General features: G+C 76.7%; 16 protein-coding genes and 1 pseudogene. 10 read left to right on the top strand and 7 right to left on the bottom strand.

Features of this window, described 5'->3' with window-relative positions:
• Positions 1-8 precede the first annotated feature (8 nt).
• Positions 9-1,505, bottom strand: coding sequence for an MFS transporter (locus tag KDL28_RS13445; RefSeq protein ID WP_252438488.1), 1,497 nt, complete (start codon positions 1,503-1,505; stop codon positions 9-11).
• 178 nt (positions 1,506-1,683) lie between these two features.
• Between KDL28_RS13445 and KDL28_RS13450 the strand changes: the two genes are divergently transcribed.
• The 3 genes from KDL28_RS13450 to KDL28_RS13460 all read left to right on the top strand — a co-directional run bounded on the left by KDL28_RS13450 (position 1,684) and on the right by KDL28_RS13460 (position 3,833).
• Complete coding sequence (locus KDL28_RS13450; protein ID WP_252438361.1) at positions 1,684-2,409, top strand: enoyl-CoA hydratase; 726 nt, start codon at positions 1,684-1,686, stop codon at positions 2,407-2,409.
• 132 nt (positions 2,410-2,541) lie between these two features.
• A complete protein-coding gene (locus KDL28_RS13455; RefSeq protein WP_252438363.1) occupies positions 2,542-2,928 on the top strand; it encodes a BlaI/MecI/CopY family transcriptional regulator in 387 nt (128 codons plus the stop codon).
• Positions 2,929-2,963: 35 nt separating this feature from the next.
• A complete protein-coding gene (locus KDL28_RS13460) occupies positions 2,964-3,833 on the top strand; it encodes a M56 family metallopeptidase (protein ID WP_252438365.1) in 870 nt (289 codons plus the stop codon).
• A 23-nt stretch (positions 3,834-3,856) separates the two neighbouring features.
• On the opposite strand, the gene KDL28_RS13465 is transcribed toward KDL28_RS13460, so the two are convergent.
• The 4 genes from KDL28_RS13465 to KDL28_RS13480 all read right to left on the bottom strand — a co-directional run bounded on the left by KDL28_RS13465 (position 3,857) and on the right by KDL28_RS13480 (position 7,875).
• Complete coding sequence (locus KDL28_RS13465) at positions 3,857-5,194, bottom strand: MFS transporter (RefSeq protein ID WP_252438367.1); 1,338 nt, start codon at positions 5,192-5,194, stop codon at positions 3,857-3,859.
• 105 nt (positions 5,195-5,299) lie between these two features.
• Positions 5,300-5,938, bottom strand: a complete 639-nt coding sequence (locus tag KDL28_RS13470) for a DUF3455 domain-containing protein (protein WP_252438369.1) — start codon at positions 5,936-5,938, stop codon at positions 5,300-5,302.
• A 197-nt stretch (positions 5,939-6,135) separates the two neighbouring features.
• Positions 6,136-6,870 carry an AAA family ATPase gene (locus tag KDL28_RS13475; RefSeq protein WP_252438371.1) on the bottom strand — a complete coding sequence of 245 codons (735 nt, stop codon included), beginning with the start codon at positions 6,868-6,870 and terminating at the stop codon, positions 6,136-6,138.
• Between the two features lie 21 nt (positions 6,871-6,891).
• Positions 6,892-7,875 (bottom strand): zinc-binding dehydrogenase, encoded by a 984-nt coding sequence (locus KDL28_RS13480; protein WP_252438373.1) that lies wholly within the window; start codon positions 7,873-7,875, stop codon positions 6,892-6,894.
• 180 nt (positions 7,876-8,055) lie between these two features.
• Here KDL28_RS13480 and KDL28_RS13485 point away from each other — a divergent pair, with 180 nt between their 5' ends.
• Entirely contained in the window at positions 8,056-9,429 is a 1,374-nt protein-coding gene (locus tag KDL28_RS13485; RefSeq protein ID WP_252438375.1) for an ATP-binding protein, read from the top strand.
• Between the two features lie 31 nt (positions 9,430-9,460).
• On the opposite strand, the pseudogene KDL28_RS13490 reads toward KDL28_RS13485, so the two are convergent.
• Positions 9,461-10,366: pseudogene (locus tag KDL28_RS13490) on the bottom strand (DMT family transporter); the annotation flags it as partial.
• On the opposite strand from KDL28_RS13490, the gene KDL28_RS13495 reads away from it, so the two are divergent.
• The 3 genes from KDL28_RS13495 to KDL28_RS13505 all read left to right on the top strand — a co-directional run bounded on the left by KDL28_RS13495 (position 10,348) and on the right by KDL28_RS13505 (position 14,346).
• A complete protein-coding gene (locus KDL28_RS13495) occupies positions 10,348-10,959 on the top strand; it encodes a TetR/AcrR family transcriptional regulator (RefSeq protein WP_252438377.1) in 612 nt (203 codons plus the stop codon). The pseudogene KDL28_RS13490 and the gene KDL28_RS13495 overlap by 19 nt on opposite strands.
• Positions 10,960-11,141: 182 nt before the next feature.
• Positions 11,142-12,341, top strand: a complete 1,200-nt coding sequence (locus KDL28_RS13500) for an RCC1 domain-containing protein (RefSeq protein WP_252438379.1) — start codon at positions 11,142-11,144, stop codon at positions 12,339-12,341.
• Positions 12,342-12,390: 49 nt separating this feature from the next.
• Entirely contained in the window at positions 12,391-14,346 is a 1,956-nt protein-coding gene (locus KDL28_RS13505) for a hypothetical protein (RefSeq protein ID WP_372496965.1), read from the top strand.
• A 12-nt stretch (positions 14,347-14,358) separates the two neighbouring features.
• Here KDL28_RS13505 and KDL28_RS13510 read toward each other — a convergent pair whose 3' ends face one another.
• Complete coding sequence (locus tag KDL28_RS13510) at positions 14,359-14,811, bottom strand: MarR family winged helix-turn-helix transcriptional regulator (protein WP_252438383.1); 453 nt, start codon at positions 14,809-14,811, stop codon at positions 14,359-14,361.
• A gap of 68 nt (positions 14,812-14,879) precedes the next feature.
• On the opposite strand from KDL28_RS13510, the gene KDL28_RS13515 reads away from it, so the two are divergent.
• From KDL28_RS13515 to KDL28_RS13525, 3 genes are all read left to right on the top strand, one after another.
• Positions 14,880-15,218, top strand: a complete 339-nt coding sequence (locus KDL28_RS13515; RefSeq protein WP_252438385.1) for a hypothetical protein — start codon at positions 14,880-14,882, stop codon at positions 15,216-15,218.
• A 102-nt stretch (positions 15,219-15,320) separates the two neighbouring features.
• Complete coding sequence (gene mshC / locus KDL28_RS13520; protein WP_252438387.1) at positions 15,321-16,631, top strand: cysteine--1-D-myo-inosityl 2-amino-2-deoxy-alpha-D-glucopyranoside ligase; 1,311 nt, start codon at positions 15,321-15,323, stop codon at positions 16,629-16,631.
• Positions 16,628-17,023, top strand: coding sequence for a hypothetical protein (locus KDL28_RS13525; protein WP_252438389.1), 396 nt, complete (start codon positions 16,628-16,630; stop codon positions 17,021-17,023). Before mshC ends, KDL28_RS13525 begins: the two co-directional genes overlap by 4 nt.
• Positions 17,024-17,030 lie beyond the last annotated feature (7 nt).

Below are 17,030 nucleotides of genomic sequence, written 5' to 3' on the forward strand. Positions count from 1 at the left end.
CGGACCGGTCAGCGGGGGTGGACCTGCGGCCCGGTGACGTCGCAGTGCAGGCAGCGCTCCAGCGGCACCCGCACCGGCGCCACCGGGGCCGCGGCCGGCTCGTCGGCCGCGGCCCGCTCGGGCGCCGTCGGGACAGCGGCCCGCAGCGGGCGGATGATCGCGAAGGCCAGGACCGCCGCGGCGACCAGCAGCCCGACGCCGATCAGCGTGGCGATCCGGAACCCGGCGTCGAAGGCCGCGGGGTCGGTGTAGTCCGCGCCGGAGATCCCGGCCAGCCCGGGCACCACCGCCACGGCCAGCAGCCCGGCCGCGCGCGCCACCGCGTTGTTCACCCCGGAGGCGGAGCCGGCGTAGCGGTCGGGCGCGGCGTCGAGCACGCTGGCGGTGAGCGGGGCGACGGTGAGCGCGAGCCCGGCGCCGAACACCAGCACCGCGGGCAGCACGTCCAGCGCCCACGAGGTGTCGGCGTCGACGCGCAGCATCAGCAGCAGCCCGCCCGCGGCCACCAGCGGCCCGACGGTCAGCGGCAGCCGCGGCCCGATCCGCCCGGCCAGCGCCCCGGCCCGGGCGGAGAACAGCAGCATCACCAGGGTCACCGGCAGCAGGGCGGTGCCCGCGGCCAGCGGGCTGAACGCGGCCACCACCTGCAGTTGCAGCACCAGCAGCAGGAAGACCGTGCCCAGCGCCGAGTAGATCAGCAGGGTGACGACGTTGGCCGCGGTGAACGTCCGGTCGGCGAACAGCGTCGGGGGCACCAGCGGGTGCGGCGAGCGCCGCTCCACGACCACGAACGCCGCGAGGGCCGCCACCCCGACGACCAGCGCGCCGACCGCGACCGCGCCGACGGGGCCCTCGCCGAGCCCGGTGAGCCCGTAGGTCAGCCCGCCCAGGCCGAGCACGGCCAGCACCGTGCCGGTGATGTCGAGGCCGGGGGCCGAGGCGGCGTCGCGGCTCTCCGGGACGTGCCGCAGCGCGACCACCACGATCAGCGCGGCCAGCGGCAGGTTGATCAGGAACACCAGCCGCCAGCTGATCTCGACCAGCCAGCCGCCCAGGAACGGCCCGATCGCGCCGGCGATCCCGCCCAGCCCCGACCAGGCGCCGATCGCGGCGGCCCGGTCGCGGCCCTGGAAGGACGCCGAGATCAGCGCGAGGCTGCCCGGGGTCAGCAGGGCCCCGCCGACCCCCTGCAGGGCCCGCGCGGCGATCAGCACCTCGACGTTGGGCGCGATCCCGCACAGCAGCGAGGCCACCGCGAACCACACCACGCCGATCAGGAACACCCGCCGCCGCCCCAGGTGGTCGCCCAGCGACCCGCCCAGCAGGATCAGCGAGGCCAGCGCGAGCGTGTAGGCGTTGACCGTCCACTGCAGGTCGGCGAAACCCGCGTCCAGCTCGGTCCCGATGCGCTCCAGGGCCACGTTCACGACGGTGCCGTCGATCATCGCCAGCCCGGAGCCGAGCACCGTGGTGGCGAGCACCCAGCGCCCCGCCGCCGTCCCCATCCGCAGTTCGGCAGTGCCGCCCACCGCGCCCCCAGCCCGTCTCGCCGGCCGGCCGGCCCCGGCCCGGCCGGGCGAGCATAGGTCAACTCCGGTGGCGGGCGGCCGCACCGGCCCGCGCATGATGGCGGTGACGATGCGGCGCGGGCGGGTCGGCCCGTCCGGGATGGGGAGCACACCGATGATCAACTCGTCGCTGACCGGGCGCGTCGGCGTGATCGAGCTCGATCGCCCCGAGCGGCGCAACGCCCTGGACGTCGAGCACTGCGCGGGCCTGGGCGCGGCCGTGGCCGGCGTGCTCGACGAGGGGGCGCGGGCGATCGTGGTGACCGGCGCGGGCACGGCGTTCTGCGCGGGCGCCGACCTCGACCAGGTGCACGACGACGGCTTCCGCGACGCCCTGCACGCCGCGCTGCGCGCGATCGCCGAGGCGCCGGTGCCCGTCGTCGCGGCGGTGAACGGCCCGGCGATCGGGGCGGGCACCCAGCTGGCGGTGGCCTGCGACCTGCGGGTGGCCGACCCGCGGGCGGTGTTCGCGGTCCCCACGGCGCGGTTGGGCCTGGCCGTCGACCCGTGGACGGTGCGCAGGCTGGCCCAGCTCGCGGGCGGCGGGACCGCGCGCTCGCTGCTGCTGGCCTGCGACCGCGTCGACGCGGTCCTCGCGCACGCCCGCGGGCTGGTCGACCGGATCGGCCCGACCGCCGACGCGCTGGCCCTCGCCGAGGAGCTGGCCGGGCTCGCGCCGCTGACGCTGCGCTACAACAAGCTCACGCTCGACGGCATCGACGGTCCGGCCGACGACCCCGCGGTGGTCGCCGCCTACCGGGCCTGCTGGTCGAGCGCCGACGGGCTGGAGGGCCCGCGCGCCGCGGCCGAGCGCCGTCCGGCGGCCTTCACCGGCCGCTGACCGGGCTGCGCAGGGCGACCGGGGGCGCACCGCATCGCCCGGCCCGGCCTGCTACACCGCCGGACCGGCCGTTGACCGAGCGTCGCGACGAAAGGTTCTACCCCATGTAGAAGTGGGGTGTATCCTGGAAGCGTGCCTACCCTGGGTGAACTGGAACGCGCGGTCATGGAGATCCTCTGGTCGGCGGGCTCGCCCGTCACGGCCCGGGACGTGCAGGACGCGCTGGGCACCCGCGACCTCGCGACGACTACGGTGCTCACCGTGCTGGGTCGCCTGGAACGCAAGGGCCTGGTCACCCGGGCTCGGGTGGGCCGGGCCCACCACTACCGCGCCGTGTCCAGCCGCGAGGACCACGTGGCCGAGCTGATGATGGACGCCCTGGACGCCGCCCCCGACCGCGGCGCCGCGCTGGCCCGCTTCTTCGGCTCGATGCCCGCCGCCGAGCGCGCCGCCCTGCGCGACCTGCTCGGCCACCCCGACGCGGCCGGCGCGAGAGCCGACGACCAGGCCGACACGTAGTGCAGCCCGCAGCGCTCGCTCTGCTCCTGTTCGGCGTGGCACTCGCCGAACCGGTCAGTCGGGCGCTGGCCGCGGCGCACTGGCCCAGCCGCGACCCGGTCGGCGGACTGCTCGTCTGGCAGGCGGTCGGGCTGGCCGGCGGGCTCGCCCTGCTCGGCGCCGGTGTCGTCTACGGGCTGGCGCCGTTCGGCCCGTCGCTGCCCGCGGCGCTGGACGCGGTCGCCGACGCCGCGTCCGGCGGCGCCCCGCTGCCCCCGATCGGCATCGACCACGGTGTGGCGCTGGTCGCGGCGGGCGTGCTGGCCGTCCGGTTGGTCGGCGTGCTGGCCGCGGTGACGGTGCGCACGCTGCTGGCCCGCCGCCGCCACCGCGACCTGCTCGACCTGCTCGGCACGCCGTGGCCCGCGGTCCCCGGGGCGCGCGTGCTCGACCACCCGCTGCCGGTGGCCTACTGCCTGCCCGGGCTGCGCTCGCGGCTGGTGCTCTCCGCGGGCGTGCTCGACACGCTCGACCCCCAGCGCGTGCGGGCCGTGCTCGCCCACGAGCAGGCCCACCTGCGCGAGCGCCATGACCTGGTGGTGCTGCCGTTCGTGGCCTGGGGCGCGACCGCGCCCTTCGTGCGCGGCATGGTCTGCGCCCAGCTCGCGGTGGCCGCGCTGATCGAGATGCGCGCCGACGACGTGGCCGCCGCCCGCACCTGCGCCGCGGAGCTGACCGGGGCGCTGCGCAGCATGGGCGGCGCCGCCCCGGCGGCGGCGCTGAGCTCGTTCACCACCGCGCTGGACCATCGGCTGGTCCGGATCAGCGCGCCGCCCGCGCCGCTGCCCGTCGCGGTCCGGGTGGGGGTGCGGCTGCTCGCGCTGACGATCGTCGGCCTGCCGACGGCCCTGCTCCTGCTGCCCTGACCGCCGGCCGGCCTGCGCCGGGCTCAGGCCGGCTCGGGCGCGGTCGTCGCGGGGGGCGCCACCCGGTCGGGTCCGCCCCGCAGCAGCGCCGCGAACCCGGCCACGGGCAGCAGCACCAGCAGGCAGAACGCCAGCGGGATCCCGATGACGGCGGCGAGCCCGCCGACCAGCGCGGCGCCGACGCTGGCCCCGGTGAGGAACACCAGCGTGGCGATGCCCAGGGCCACGCCGCGCTCCCCGGCGGGCACCGCGGAGCCGACCGCGGACAGCATCGCCGGCTGGCCGATGCCGAACGCGACGCCGACCAGCAGGACCGAGGCGCCCAGCAGCAGCGGCGACTCCAGCGCCGCGCCCAGCGCGGCCACCAGCAGGGCGGCCGCGGCGGTCGGGCAGGCGATGGCGATCGACCACCGCGCGCCCACCCGGGCCAGCGAACGCCGGGCGAGGGCGGGGGAGACGAACCCGATCACCGCGGCCGGCACCATCAGCAGCCCGGTCTGCAGCGGGGTCCAGCCCCAGGACGCCGCGGCGAGCGGCACGCCGAGCAGCAGGGCGAACCAGCAGGTCGGCACGGCCGCCGCGGCGAAGGCGCTGCGCAGCACGGTCGAGTTGGTCACGATGGCGCGCGGCAGGAAGCCCTGCGGGTGCCTGCGCACCCGGGCGGCCAGCAGCGGCGCCCCGGCCAGCAGCAGCGCCGCGCCGATGCCGGCGACCACCGCCCCCGTCGACGGCGACTGCAGCAGCAGCACCAGCCCGGCCGCGGCCACCGTCACCAGCGCGGCCCCGACCCAGTCCATCCGCTCGTGGCTGCCCGTCGTCGGCGCCGCCTTGAGCAGCACGGGCAGCGCGAGCAGGCCCAGCGCCGGCAGGGCCACCGCCAGCCGCCAGCCGCCCACCGCCTCGACCGCCCCGCCGACGGTCGGACCGAGCGAGCCGAGGGTGGCGGCGAACCCGGCGATGCGCCCGAGGGCGGCGCTGCGCTGCGCGCCCTCCAGGCGCGCCGTGACCAGGGCGGTGGCCAGCACCGGGACGGCCGCCGCGCCGAGGCCCTGCACCACCCTGGCCACCATCAGCAGCCCGAAACTGGGGGCGAGCGCGGCGCCCACGGCGCCCAGCGCCATCGCCACCACCCCGAGGCACAGCGGGGCGCGGATGCCGATCATGTCGGCCAGCCGGCCGTGCACGGGGGTGGCCACCGCCAGCGCCACGGTCATCCCGCTGACCATCCACACCGCGCCGGCCGCGCTGACGTCGAGGTCGGCGGCGACCTCGGGCAGCGTCACCGTGACCGCGGAGCTGGCCATGCCGGTGAAGCCGAACAGCAGGCCGAGCAGCACAGCGAGGCGTCCGGGAGTCAGCACGCACCGGACCAACGCCGGGCCGGGTCGGTCTTGTTCCCCCGCACGGGTGCGGCCGGCACCCCGATGGGTGCCGGCCGCGTGCTCCCGGGCGCCGCCAGCGCGCGGTCAGCGCTTCTTCGTCCAGAGGACGTAGTCGGCCCCGTAGGGCACGGCCTGCGTCTCCCCGGCCGTGCACGGCCGCGTGGGCGCCACCCCGCCGCTCGTGCGGATGCGGCTGATGTGGGTGACCGCGCTCAGCTCGCCGGCGGGCCCCTCGTGCGCCTTCACCTCGAGCAGCAGCCACGGGATCGTGCCCGGCTTCGGCACGGACTGCGCGGGCGGCGTCAGCCCGACGATCGTCGAGCCGTCCCGCTCGGAGGTCCAGCGCGGACCGCCGTAGTGGTGGATGCGGTCGCGGGACAGGTAGCGGCGCAGCTGCGCCTCCGGCGTGGAGCCGGCCGCCCACGTCCCGCTGCCGTCGGTCGCGCACGCGTAGGTCTGCGTGCCCGAGGTGACCTTGTAGACGGACGTGATGCGGAACCCCGGGCCGGGGTTCGGGACGGCGCCGGGGCCGCCCACCCCCGCGGCCTGCAGCTCCGCGGCCCCCGCCGCGTCCGGTGGGACGGGCGCGGCCTGCGCGGCGGTCGTGGTGACCGCCGCGACCCCCATGGCGAGCGCGGCGGCGACGCCCGCGCCGGCCGGCCGCAGCCCTCGGCGCCGGCGCGCCCGGCGGACCATCGTGTCGTTCGCTGTCTCGTCCGGCACTGTCGAAGAACCCCCTGCTCGGTGGGACCGCCGCCGACCCGTGTCGACGAGCGGCGGTGGGGCGGCCCCTCCACCGCCCCACCGCAGCAATGGACGGCCGGTCCCGGCGTGGGTTCGCCGTACGGGGACCAGGTGGCGACTTTCCGTCAGATCCGGGTGACGGCACGTGACGGTGTCGCGGGACGCGTGCGGTCCGCTCAGTCGGCCAGGAGCTCGCGCAGCAGCCGGTCGGGCTCGGCCAGGAAACCGCGGGTCAGCCGGACCGGCTCGGCCTCGTCGTAGCCGGTGGGGGTGAGCGCGCCGTCCTCGTCGATCTGCAGGATCAGCGCCCCGGGCAGCGCCAGCAGGATCGGCGAGTGGGTCGCGACGACGAACTGGCAGCGCCGGGCCCGCAGGTCGGCGACGCGGCGCAGCAGGGCGAGGCAGCCGCGCACCGACAGCGCCGCCTCCGGCTCGTCGAGCAGGTAGAGCCCGTCGGGTCCGAACCGGTGCAGCGCCACGTCCAGGAACGACTCGCCGTGCGAGCGCTCGTGCAGGCTGCGCCCGCCGTAGGGGCCCAGGCCCCCGCCGGGCAGCTCCTCGACGTAGGTGGCCGCGTTGTAGAAGCTCTCCGCGCGCAGGAAGAAGTCGGTGCGCGGGCGCCGCTTCCAGCACGCGACCAGGTGGTCGGCCAGCGCGGAGCGCTCGGGACGGGTGCTGAAGCGGAAGTTGCGCGAGCCGCCCTCCAGGTTCATCCCGAACACCACGGCCAGCGCCTCGAGCAGCGTCGACTTGCCCGAGCCGTTGTCGCCGACCAGGAACGTCACGCCCGGGTCGAGCCCGATGCCGCCGCGGGCGAACACCTCGCGCACCACGGGCAGGGTGAACGGGTGCTCGTCGGGCGGGGGCGGTTCCGTGCGCACCCACGTCACGAAGCCGCCACCGCTCGCCATGCGCCGACCGTAGTCGGGGGCTCAGGGGGCCAGCACGACCTTGCCCGCGGTCGCCCGCGCCTCCAGCGCCGCGTGCGCACCCGCCGCGTCGCCCAGCGCGAACGGCGGGTGCACCAGCGCCACCAACTCGCCGCGCCCGGCCGCGGCCAGCGCCTCGGTCTCCAGCCCGCGCAGCCCGCCGGGCGCGGCCAGCATCCGCGGTCCGGTGACCCAGGTGACCTGCAGGCTCTTCGCCGCCACGTCCTGGCTGGTGAACGGCGTGATCGAGCCGGACGACCAGCCGAACATGACCATCCGCGACCCGACCCCGAGCAGGTCGAGCGCCGCCCGGCCGACCTCCCCGCCCACGCCGTCGAGCAGCAGGGTCGGCGCGGCGCCGTCGAGCGCGGCGCGCACCCGCTCGGGCCAGCCCGGGTCCCGGTAGTCCTCGGCGACGTCGGCCCCGAGCCCGCGCACCGTGGCGGTCTTCGCCGGCCCGCCGGCCAGTCCGACGACCTTCGCCCCGGCGTTGCGCGCCGCCTGCACGAACAGCGCGCCCATTCCGCCGGCGGCCGCCGGCACCAGCACCACGTCGTCGGGCCCGATCGCCGCGACCCGCAGGATCCCGACGGCGGTGCGCCCGGAGCCGATCATCGCCACCGCCTCGGCGGGGGACAGGCCGTCCGGGACGGCGTGCAGCGCCGTGACGTCGGCCACGGCCAGCTGGGCGTACCCGCCGTGGGCCTGGCCGAGGTGCGCGACGACCGCGCGGCCCCGCCAGGCGTCGTCCACGCCGGGTCCGAGTGCCTCGACGGTGCCGGCGACCTCCCGCCCGGGGGTCATCGGCAGGGCGGGCAGCGGGAACGGCCCGCCCGCGCGCCCGGCCCGGATGAACGTGTCGAGCAGGTGCACCCCGGCCGCGGCCACCGCGATCCGCACCCGGCCGGGGCCGGGGACGGGGTCGGGGACCTCCTCGTACCGCAGGGTGTCCGGGCCGCCGAACTCGTGCTGCCGGATCGCCTTCATCTGTTCCTCCGCGCTCGGGACCGCTGTCGCCCGCGACGCTAGGAGTTGAAGCCGGGTCGAGGTCAACGGCGGCGTCGCGGCGCCCGTCGGGCGCCCGAGCCCGCGCGGACCGGTGCCATCGCGGCGTAGCGTGGTCGGGTGCCCAGTGATCTTCCCCGTGGTGATCTTCCCCGTGCGGACGTGCCCCGCACCCTCGGCGAGCTTCGCGCCAGCGGCCACCAGCTGCGCGGGGTCAAGGACGAGATCCGCCAGAACCTCATCGACGCCCTGCGCTCGGGCGCCGACCCGTGGCCGGGCATCGTGGGCTTCGAGTCCACGGTGCTGCCCCAGCTCGAGCGCGCGCTGATCGCCGGCCACGACGTCGTGCTGCTCGGCGAGCGCGGTCAGGGCAAGACCCGGCTGCTGCGCTCCATCGCCAACCTGCTCGACGAGTGGACCCCCGTCATCGAGGGCTCCGAGATCGGCGAGCACCCCTACGAGCCCATCACCCCCGCCTCGCGCAGGCGCGCGGCCGAGCTCGGCGACGCGCTGCCGGTCGCCTGGCGCCACCGCGACGAGCGCTACACCGAGAAGCTGGCCACCCCGGACACGGCCGTGGCCGACCTCATCGGCGATGTCGACCCGGTCCGGGTGGCCGAGGGCCGCTCGCTGGGCGACCCGGAGACCATCCACTACGGCCTGGTGCCGCGGGCGCACCGCGGGATCGTCACCATCAACGAGCTGCCCGACCTGGCCGAACGGATCCAGGTCTCGCTGCTGAACGTGATGGAGGAGCGCGACATCCAGGTCCGCGGCTACACGCTGCGCCTCCCGCTGGACATCCTGCTGGTGGCCAGCGCCAACCCGGAGGACTACACCAACCGCGGGCGGATCATCACCCCGCTCAAGGACCGCTTCGGCGCCGAGGTCCGCACGCACTACCCGCTGGAGCTGGCCGACGAGATCGCCCTGGTCGAGCAGGAGGCCGAGCTGGTCGCCGAGGTGCCCCGCCACCTCATCGAGGTCGTCGCCCGGTTCACCCGCTCGCTGCGCGACTCCAGCGCGGTCGACCAGGCCTCCGGGGTGTCGGCGCGGTTCGCCGTGGCCGCCGCGGAGACCGTGGCCGCCGCCGCGCTGCGCCGGGCCGCGATCACCGGGGAGGGCCGGGCCTACGCCCGGCCGGTCGACCTGGACTCGGTGCCCGCGGTGCTGCGCGGCAAGCTGGAGTTCGCCTCCGGCGAGGAGGGCCGCGAGACCGAGCACCTGGTGCACCTGCTGCGCCGGGCCACCGCCGACACCGCGCGCTTCCGGCTGCGCGGCATCGACCTGAACGCGCTCGCCGAGGCCGTGTCCGGCAACCCGGTCCGGACCGGGGAGCGGATCCCGGCCCGGGAGGTGGTGGCCGCGCTGCCGGCCACCGCCGTGCTCACCGAGGTGGCGTCGCGGCTGGACGCCGGGGGCACCGAGGACCCGGGGCCGATGGCCAGCGCGGCCGAGCTGGCCCTGGAGCTGCTGTACCTGACCCGGCGGTTGACCAAGGACGAGACCGACGACGACTCGGTGAGCTACCGGTAGGCGCCTGCCCGGCCCGCAGCGCCAGCCCGACCCCGACCGCGCACAGCGCGATCCCGGGCGCGGCCAGCGGGCCGGGCACGTCACCGAACATGGCGAAGGTCCAGGCCATCGTGGTGGGCGGGGTCAGGTAGAGCAGCGTGCTGACCCGCAGCGGACCGCTGCGCCGCAGTACCAGCAGGTAGGTGCCGTACCCGCCGAAGGACGACAGCACCACCGTCCAGGCGACCGCCACCCAGAAGACCGGTTCGGCCGGCGGGGCGAGCCGTCCGCCGATGGCCGCGGAGGCGATGAAGACCACCGCGGCGGTGCTCGCCTGCAGCGCCATCGAGGCCAGCGGGGTCTCCGGGGGCCGCAGCCGGCGCTCGGCCAGCGTGCCGGCCGACAGCGCGAGCATCCCGCCGACGGGCAGCAGGAACGCCCACCACGGCGCCGTGCCGGGCCCGAGGTCGCCCCCCACCACCAGCGCCACCCCGGCCAGCCCGGCCAGCAGCCCCCAGCGCTGCCGCGCGGTGGTGCCCTCGCCGAGCACCGGCCCCGACCCGATCGCGACCACGAGCGGCTGCAGGGCGGCGATCAGCGCGGTCGTGCCGGCGGGCACGCCGAGCGCCACCCCGCCGACGACGCCGCCCAGGTAGAGCACCTGGGTGAGCAGCCCGAGCGGCACCTGCCGCCCGAGCGCGCCGCGGGGCAGCGGCTCCCGCCGGACGGCAACGGCCAGCCGCAGCAGCCCGGCCGCCGCGGCGTAGCGCCAGGCCAACAGCGTGTCCGGGGCGGCGTGCGCGGTGCCCAGCTCGGCGCCGACGAAGCCCGAGCTCCACAGCACCACGAAGGCCACGGCCAGGATCGAGTTCGAACGCATGCCCTCGACGTAACCACACCGGTCGGTATACTCGCAGTGGAGCCGCCGGAGGAGGATCGATGACCAGCACCGCCCCATCCGACGCCGTACTCGGTCCCGCGCCCGATCCCGCGCCCGAGGAGGCGCTCACGCCGGCCGGTGAGCGCCTGCTGGAGGCCGCGAGCGCGCTGTTCTACCGGCGCGGCATCCGCGCGGTCGGCGTGGACCTGATCGCCGAGACCGCGGGCACCACCAAGAAGACCCTCTACGACCGGTTCGGCTCCAAGGACGAGTTGGTCGCGCGCTACCTGCGCAGGCGCGCCCGGGTCTGGCGGGCGTTCCTGCGCGCCGGGATGTCGGACGCACCGCTCGGGCCGGGGCGCCCGGCCGCCGTCTTCGACGTCCTCGAGGCCTGGCTGCGCGAGCAGGACCGCGGCTGCGCCTTCGTCAACGCCTACGCCGAGGTCGGCGGCACCGACCACCCCGCGGTCGCCGAGATCCGCGCGGAGAAGCAGTGGATGCTGCGCTACCTGGTCGCCCTCGTCGCCGAGGCGGGCGTCCCCGACGCCGACCGCGTGGGCACCGAACTGCACCTGCTGTACGAGGGGGCCACCGTCCTGGCCACGGCGGCGGGCGTGGTCGACGCGCCGGCCCGGGCCCGCGCCGCGGCCCTGCGCGTACTGGCCGTTTGACCGGAAGGGCTCCCGCGGGAGATGTACACCACGCGCCTGATGGGCCCCCTGGAGGTGCGTGTTGTGCATCTCGAGCGCGCGGATCGGGCGATCGGGCCTGCGGCGGCGTCCGCCGAACCGTCACCGAACCCTCCGCGGAACTGCGGATCCGCCGCGCGCCGGCGCCGGAGAGACTGCCCGGTATGCCCCGTTCCCCCGGACGCCGCCGACTCCTCGCCCTCGCCGCCGGCATCGCGTCGCTGGCCGGGCTGCCCGGATGCGCCCCCGCCGACCGCGCCGTGCTCGCCGCCCCGGGCTGCCCGGAGGGCACGGCCTCCCCCCGGCCGGTCGCCGTCGGCCCCGGCACCGTCCACACCTGGCTGCCGCCGTTCGAGAGCGCGGGCGCCCCGCCGCGCCCGCCGGCCACCGGCACGCCCACGGCCGTCCCGGGGTGGGACGACGTCGTGTCGGTCGCCAGCACCGGGCACACCACGGCCGCGGTGCACGCCGACGGCACCGTCTCCGCCTACGGCACGGGCCACCGGGGCTCGCTGGGCGACGGCGACCCGCGGCGCCACCACGCCCCGACCCCGCGCCCGGTGCCCGGTATCACCGACGCGCGCTCGGTGCACGCCGTGGGGCAGGCCTTCTTCGTGGTGCGGACCGATGGCACCGTCCTGGCCTGGGGCGACGGGTTCCTGGCCCGCGGCGGCGTGCGCGAGGGCGAGCGGGCCGAGCCGAGCCCGATCCCCGTCGACGGTCTGCGCGACGTCGTCGCGGTCTCCGAGGGCGACCTGGCGGCCATCGCGCTGCTCGGCGACGGCACCGTGGCGGGGTGGGGCGTGAACCTCACCGCCGTGCTGGGCGACCGGGACCGCACCGACGTCACGGTCGTCGACGACGTCCGGGGCGTCACCTCGGTCGCGGCCGCCGGGGGAGCGGTGGTGGCGGCCACCTCCTCCGGGCGGGTCTGCGCGTGGGGCAACAACGTGCACGGCCTGCTGGGCGTCGAACCCACCGGGGGCCAGACCGGGCGCCCCGTCGGGCTCGCCGCCCCGACCGGCGTGGTGCAGGTCGCGGGCGGGCGCGACGTCGCGTTCGCCCTCGACGGGGCCGGAGCGGTCTGGGCCTGGGGCCGCGGCGTGCAGGGGGTGCTCGGGGACGGCGAGGTCGCCGACCACGTCTCGGCCGTGCCCCGGGTGGTGCCCGGCCTGCCCCCCGCGCGCCTGATCGGCGCCTACGGGCTCACCGGCTACGCCGTGGACGGCGACGGCGGGCTGTGGGCATGGGGATCGGGGCTGGCGCTGGGCGGGCTGTCCGAGGGTGCGGCGGTGCGCCCGGTGCGGATCCCGCTGCCGGGCCCGGTGCTGGCCGTGTCCGGCGCGCACGCACTGGTCGGCTGACCGGGTCCGGCGCGGATGTCGGCTCGCGCCCCGCCCGTCGCGGCGTAGCGTGGATCTCGTGCCCAGGCGTGATCGACGTTTCCGTTACGGCCCCTACGTCGAAGGCCCCGACCCGCTCGCCCCTCCGTTCGACCTGCGGTCGGCGATGGACGAGATCGGCCGCGACGTCATGGAGGGCGCCTCCCCGCGCAGCGCCCTGCAGGAGCTGCTCCGCCGCGGCGCAGGCGAGCGCCGCGGCCTCGACGAGCTGACCCGCGAGGTCTGGCAGCGGCGCAGCCGGCTGCAGCGCGACAACCGCCTCGACGGCACCCTGCAGCAGGTCCGCGAGCTGCTGCAGCGCGCCATGGACGCCGAACGCGACTCGCTGGGTCGCGACGACTCCGAGGACGCGCGGTTCCGCGAGATGCAGCTCGACGCCCTGCCCTCGGACACCGGCGGCGCCGTGCGCGAGCTGGACTCCTACGACTGGCGTTCCGCCGACGCCCGTGAGGCCTACCAGGAGATCCGCGACCTGCTCGGCCGGGAGATGCTCGACCAGCGCTTCGCCGGCATGAAGCAGGCGATGGAGAACGCCACCCCGCAGGACGTCGAGCGCATCCGGGAGATGCTCACCGACCTCAACCGGCTGCTGGCCGCGCACGCGCAGGGCCAGGACACCGCGCAGCAGTTCGCCGAGTTCATGCGCCGCCACGGCGACTTCTTCCCGGAGGGCCCGCAGAGCACCGACGAGCTCGTCGACCTGCTCGCGCAGCGCTCGGCGGCCGCCCAGCGGATGCTCAACTCGATGACCGCCGAGCAGCGCGCCGAGCTGATGGAGCTGTCCCAGCAGGCGTTCGGCGACCCGCGGCTGGCCGAGCAGCTGGCCCAGCTCGACGCCCAGCTGCAGGGGCTGCGCCCCGGCGAGGACTGGGACGGCGACGGCCGCTTCCGCGGTGACAACCCGCTGGGAATGGGCGAGGCCACCCGGGCCATGGAGGAGCTCGGCCAGCTCGACGCGCTGGCCGAGCAGCTCTCGCAGAGCTACCCGGGCGCCCGCATGGAGGACATCGACCTGGAGGCGCTGGGCCGCCACCTCGGCGACCGGGCCCGCGTCGACGCGCAGGCCCTGGCCGACCTGCAGCGCGAGCTGGAGCGCGACGGGCTGTTCACCCGCGCCGCGGACGGCTCGCTGCAGCTCTCGCCCAAGGCGCTGCGCAGGCTCGGCGAGTCGGCCCTGCGCGACGTGGTCGACAGGATGGGCGCGCGGCGCGGCGAGCGCGAGACCCGCCGCTCCGGGGCCGCGGGCGAGGTCACCGGGGCCACCCGGCCGTGGGCCTTCGGCGACACCGAACCCTGGAGCGTGTCGCGCACGATGCTCAACGCGCAGCTGCGCCGCGCCGGCGGCGACCCGCGGGCCCTCGACGTCACCGACGTGGAGATCGTGGAGACCGAGCAGCGCAGCCGGGCCGCGGTGGCGCTGCTGGTCGACACCTCGTGGTCGATGGTGATGGACGGGCGCTGGGTGCCGATGAAGCGCACCGCGCTCGCCCTGCACCAGCTGATCTCGACCCGCTTCCGCGGCGACGACCTCAAGCTGATCACCTTCGGCCCCTACGCGCGGGAGGTCGAGCTCGGCGAGCTGATCGGGCTGGAGGGCACCTGGGAGAAGGGCACCAACCTGCACCACGCCCTGATCCTGGCCGGCCAGCACCTGCGCAGGCAGCCCGACGCGCAGCCGGTGGTGCTCGTGGTCACCGACGGCGAGCCCACCTCGCACCTCGAACCCGACGGCAGCATGTACTTCGACTGGCCGCCCAGCCGGGAGACCATCACCGCCACGGTGGCCGAGCTCGACCGCCTCATGGCCGTCAAGCCGGCCGTGACGTTCTTCAAGCTCGGCGAGGACCCGCGGCTGGCCGCGTTCATCGACGACGTGGCCCGCCGCTGCGGGGGCCGGGTCGTGGCCCCGACGCTGGACGGGCTGGGCGCCGAGGTGGTGTCGGACTACCTGCGCAACCGGCGCTGAGAGGGCACCGGCTCACCGTTCCCGCGCGTGGTCGCGCAGGGTGGCGGTGAGCCGGCGGAGCACGGCGCGCGCCCCGTCGAGGTCGTCGCGGGTCAGGTCGGCCTCGCGCAGCACGGCGGAGCGGTCCGCGTCCGAGCGCCGGACCAGCGCGCGCAGCGTCGACCGGCCCTCGGCGGTCAGCTCGACCAGCGGGGCCCGGGCGTGGTCGGGGTTGGTCCGCAGCCGGGCCAGGTCGGCCCGCACGAGGTCGGTGACCACGCGCTGCACGCTCTGGCGGGCCAGCCCGAGGCGGCGCGCGGCGCCGGCCACGGTGCGCGGCCCGTCGGACAGGACGCTGAGCACGTGCCAGCGGGCCGCGGTCTGGCCGACCTCACCCGCCAGCGCCTCGCTGGTCCGGCGGGACTCCCCGGCGAGCTCGTAGACGTCGGCGATCAGCAGCCGGTAGAGGTCGGCTTCCTCGGTCATAGTGACAGGGTACTGTCAACATGACAGTGTGCTGCGGAGCAGTGCCGCGATTCGACGGGGAGGACGCCGTGATACTCCGACTCTGGCGCGGGGAGACCGCACCGGACCGCACCGAGCCCTACCGCCGGCTGCTGACCGAGGAGATCGCCCCGGCGATCCTGGACCGCGGCGTCCCCGGCCTGCGCGAGCTGGGCGTGTGGGGCCGCGACCCGCGGGAGCTGGACCCGGCCGCGGCGGGGGAGACCCTGACCGTGATGACCTTCGACGACTGGGCCGCGGTCGCCGCGTTCACCGGCGGCGACCCGTCGGCCTCGGTGGTCCCCCCGGCTGCCCGCAGGCTGCTGTCGCGCTTCGACCAGCACTCCCGGCACTACCAGCGGTTGGCGACGTTCCCGCCGCCGCGGTAGCGCGGTGGCCGGTCCGGCCGCCCGGCGCGGTCGGCGCCGACCGGTCCGCGATCACGGCGCCGGACCCGCCGCGGCGGCGGGCGGGCACGTAGGTTTGTGCTCATGCAGACCTGGGCTTCCGTCGACGTTCCGCGGCTGGCCGGTGGTGGGCCGCCGCTGCGCCTGCACGACACCGCCACCGGCCGGGTGCGGCCCACCGCGCCCGGGGCCACGGCCCTGATGTACGTCTGCGGCATCACCCCCTACGACGCCACCCACCTGGGCCACGCCGCGACGTATCTGGCCTTCGACCTGGTCAACCGGGTGTGGCGCGACCTGGGCCACGACGTGCACTACGTGCAGAACGTCACCGACATCGACGACCCGCTGCTCGAGCGCGCCGCCCGCGACCAGGACGACTGGGTCGTGCTCGGGATGCGCGAGACGGCGCTGTTCCGCGAGGACATGGAGGCGCTGCGGGTGATCGCCCCGCGGCACTACATCGGCGCGGTCGAGGCCATGGACGAGATCACCGAGCTGGTGGCCAAGCTGCTCGCCGCCGGGGCCGCCTACCGGGTCGAGGACCCCGAGTTCCCCGACGTCTACTTCGACTCCTCGGTCACCGGCCGCTTCGGCTACGAGTCGAACTACGACGAGGCCACCATGCGCAGGCTCTCGGCCGAGCGCGGCGGCGACCCCGACCGCCCGGGCAAGCGGCACCCCGTCGACCCGCTGCTGTGGCGGATGGCCCGCGAGGGCGAGCCCTCCTGGAACGGCAGCGCCGACATCGGCGACACCGGGGTCGCTACCGCGGCAGGTGCGGGCGACCTCGGCGCCGGGCGCCCCGGCTGGCACGTCGAGTGCGCGGCCATCGCGCTCAACCGGCTCGGCCCGCAGATCGACCTGAACGGCGGCGGCTCCGACCTGATCTTCCCCCACCACGAGTCCGGCGCCGCGCACGCCGAGGCCTTCACCGGCGTGCACCCGTTCGCCCGGCATTACACGCACGCCGGGATGATCGGGCTGGACGGCGAGAAGATGTCGAAGTCCCGCGGCAACCTGGTGTTCGTCTCCAAGCTGCGGGCCTCCGGCGTCGACCCGAGCGCCGTGCGGCTGGCCCTGCTGGCCGGGCACTACCGCACCGACCGCCCCTGGACCGACGCCCTGCTCACCGAGGCGCAGGGGCGCCTGGCGCGGTGGCGGGAGGCGACGGCGCTGCAGACCGCCCCGGACGCCGCCGACCTGGTCGCCCGGCTGCGCACGCACCTCGCCGACGACCTGGACACCCCGGCCGCGCTGGCCGCCGTCGACGCGTGGGCGGGCGAGGCGCTGGAACGCCGCGGCCGCGACGCGCAGGCGCCCGCGCTGGCCCGTGACGCGGTGGACGCGCTGCTCGGCGTGGCGCTGCGGCCGGGCCCGGTGCCCGGCACGTGATCGGCGTCGAGCTGGCCGAGCGGCTGCGCGCCGCCGGCCTGGCCTGGACCCCGGCGCCGGGCGACCGGTTCGTCATCGCCGACCGGGGCATGGACGACGAGGTGTTCGTGGTCAGCGAGCTGACCATCGACGTGCACGAGGCCCCGACCGGGCGGCTGTTCCGGTTCAACGGCACCACCGAGTGGGCCCTGGACTCCGTCGAGCAGGAGGCCGTGGTCTGGCTGCCGCACGAGAGCCAGCTGCGGGAGGCCCTCGGCGCCCGGTTCCGCGGCCTGGAGCCGGTCGGCGACGGCTTCGCCGTGACGATCGCGGTCGGCACGGGGGAGGAGCGCCACGTCGACGTCGACGCCGAGCGCGCCTACTCCCGGGCCCTGCTGGCGGTGCTCGGCTGAGTCGCGC

The sequence above is a fragment of the Pseudonocardia humida genome, from assembly GCF_023898865.1.
Lineage (GTDB): Bacteria > Actinomycetota > Actinomycetes > Mycobacteriales > Pseudonocardiaceae > Pseudonocardia > Pseudonocardia humida.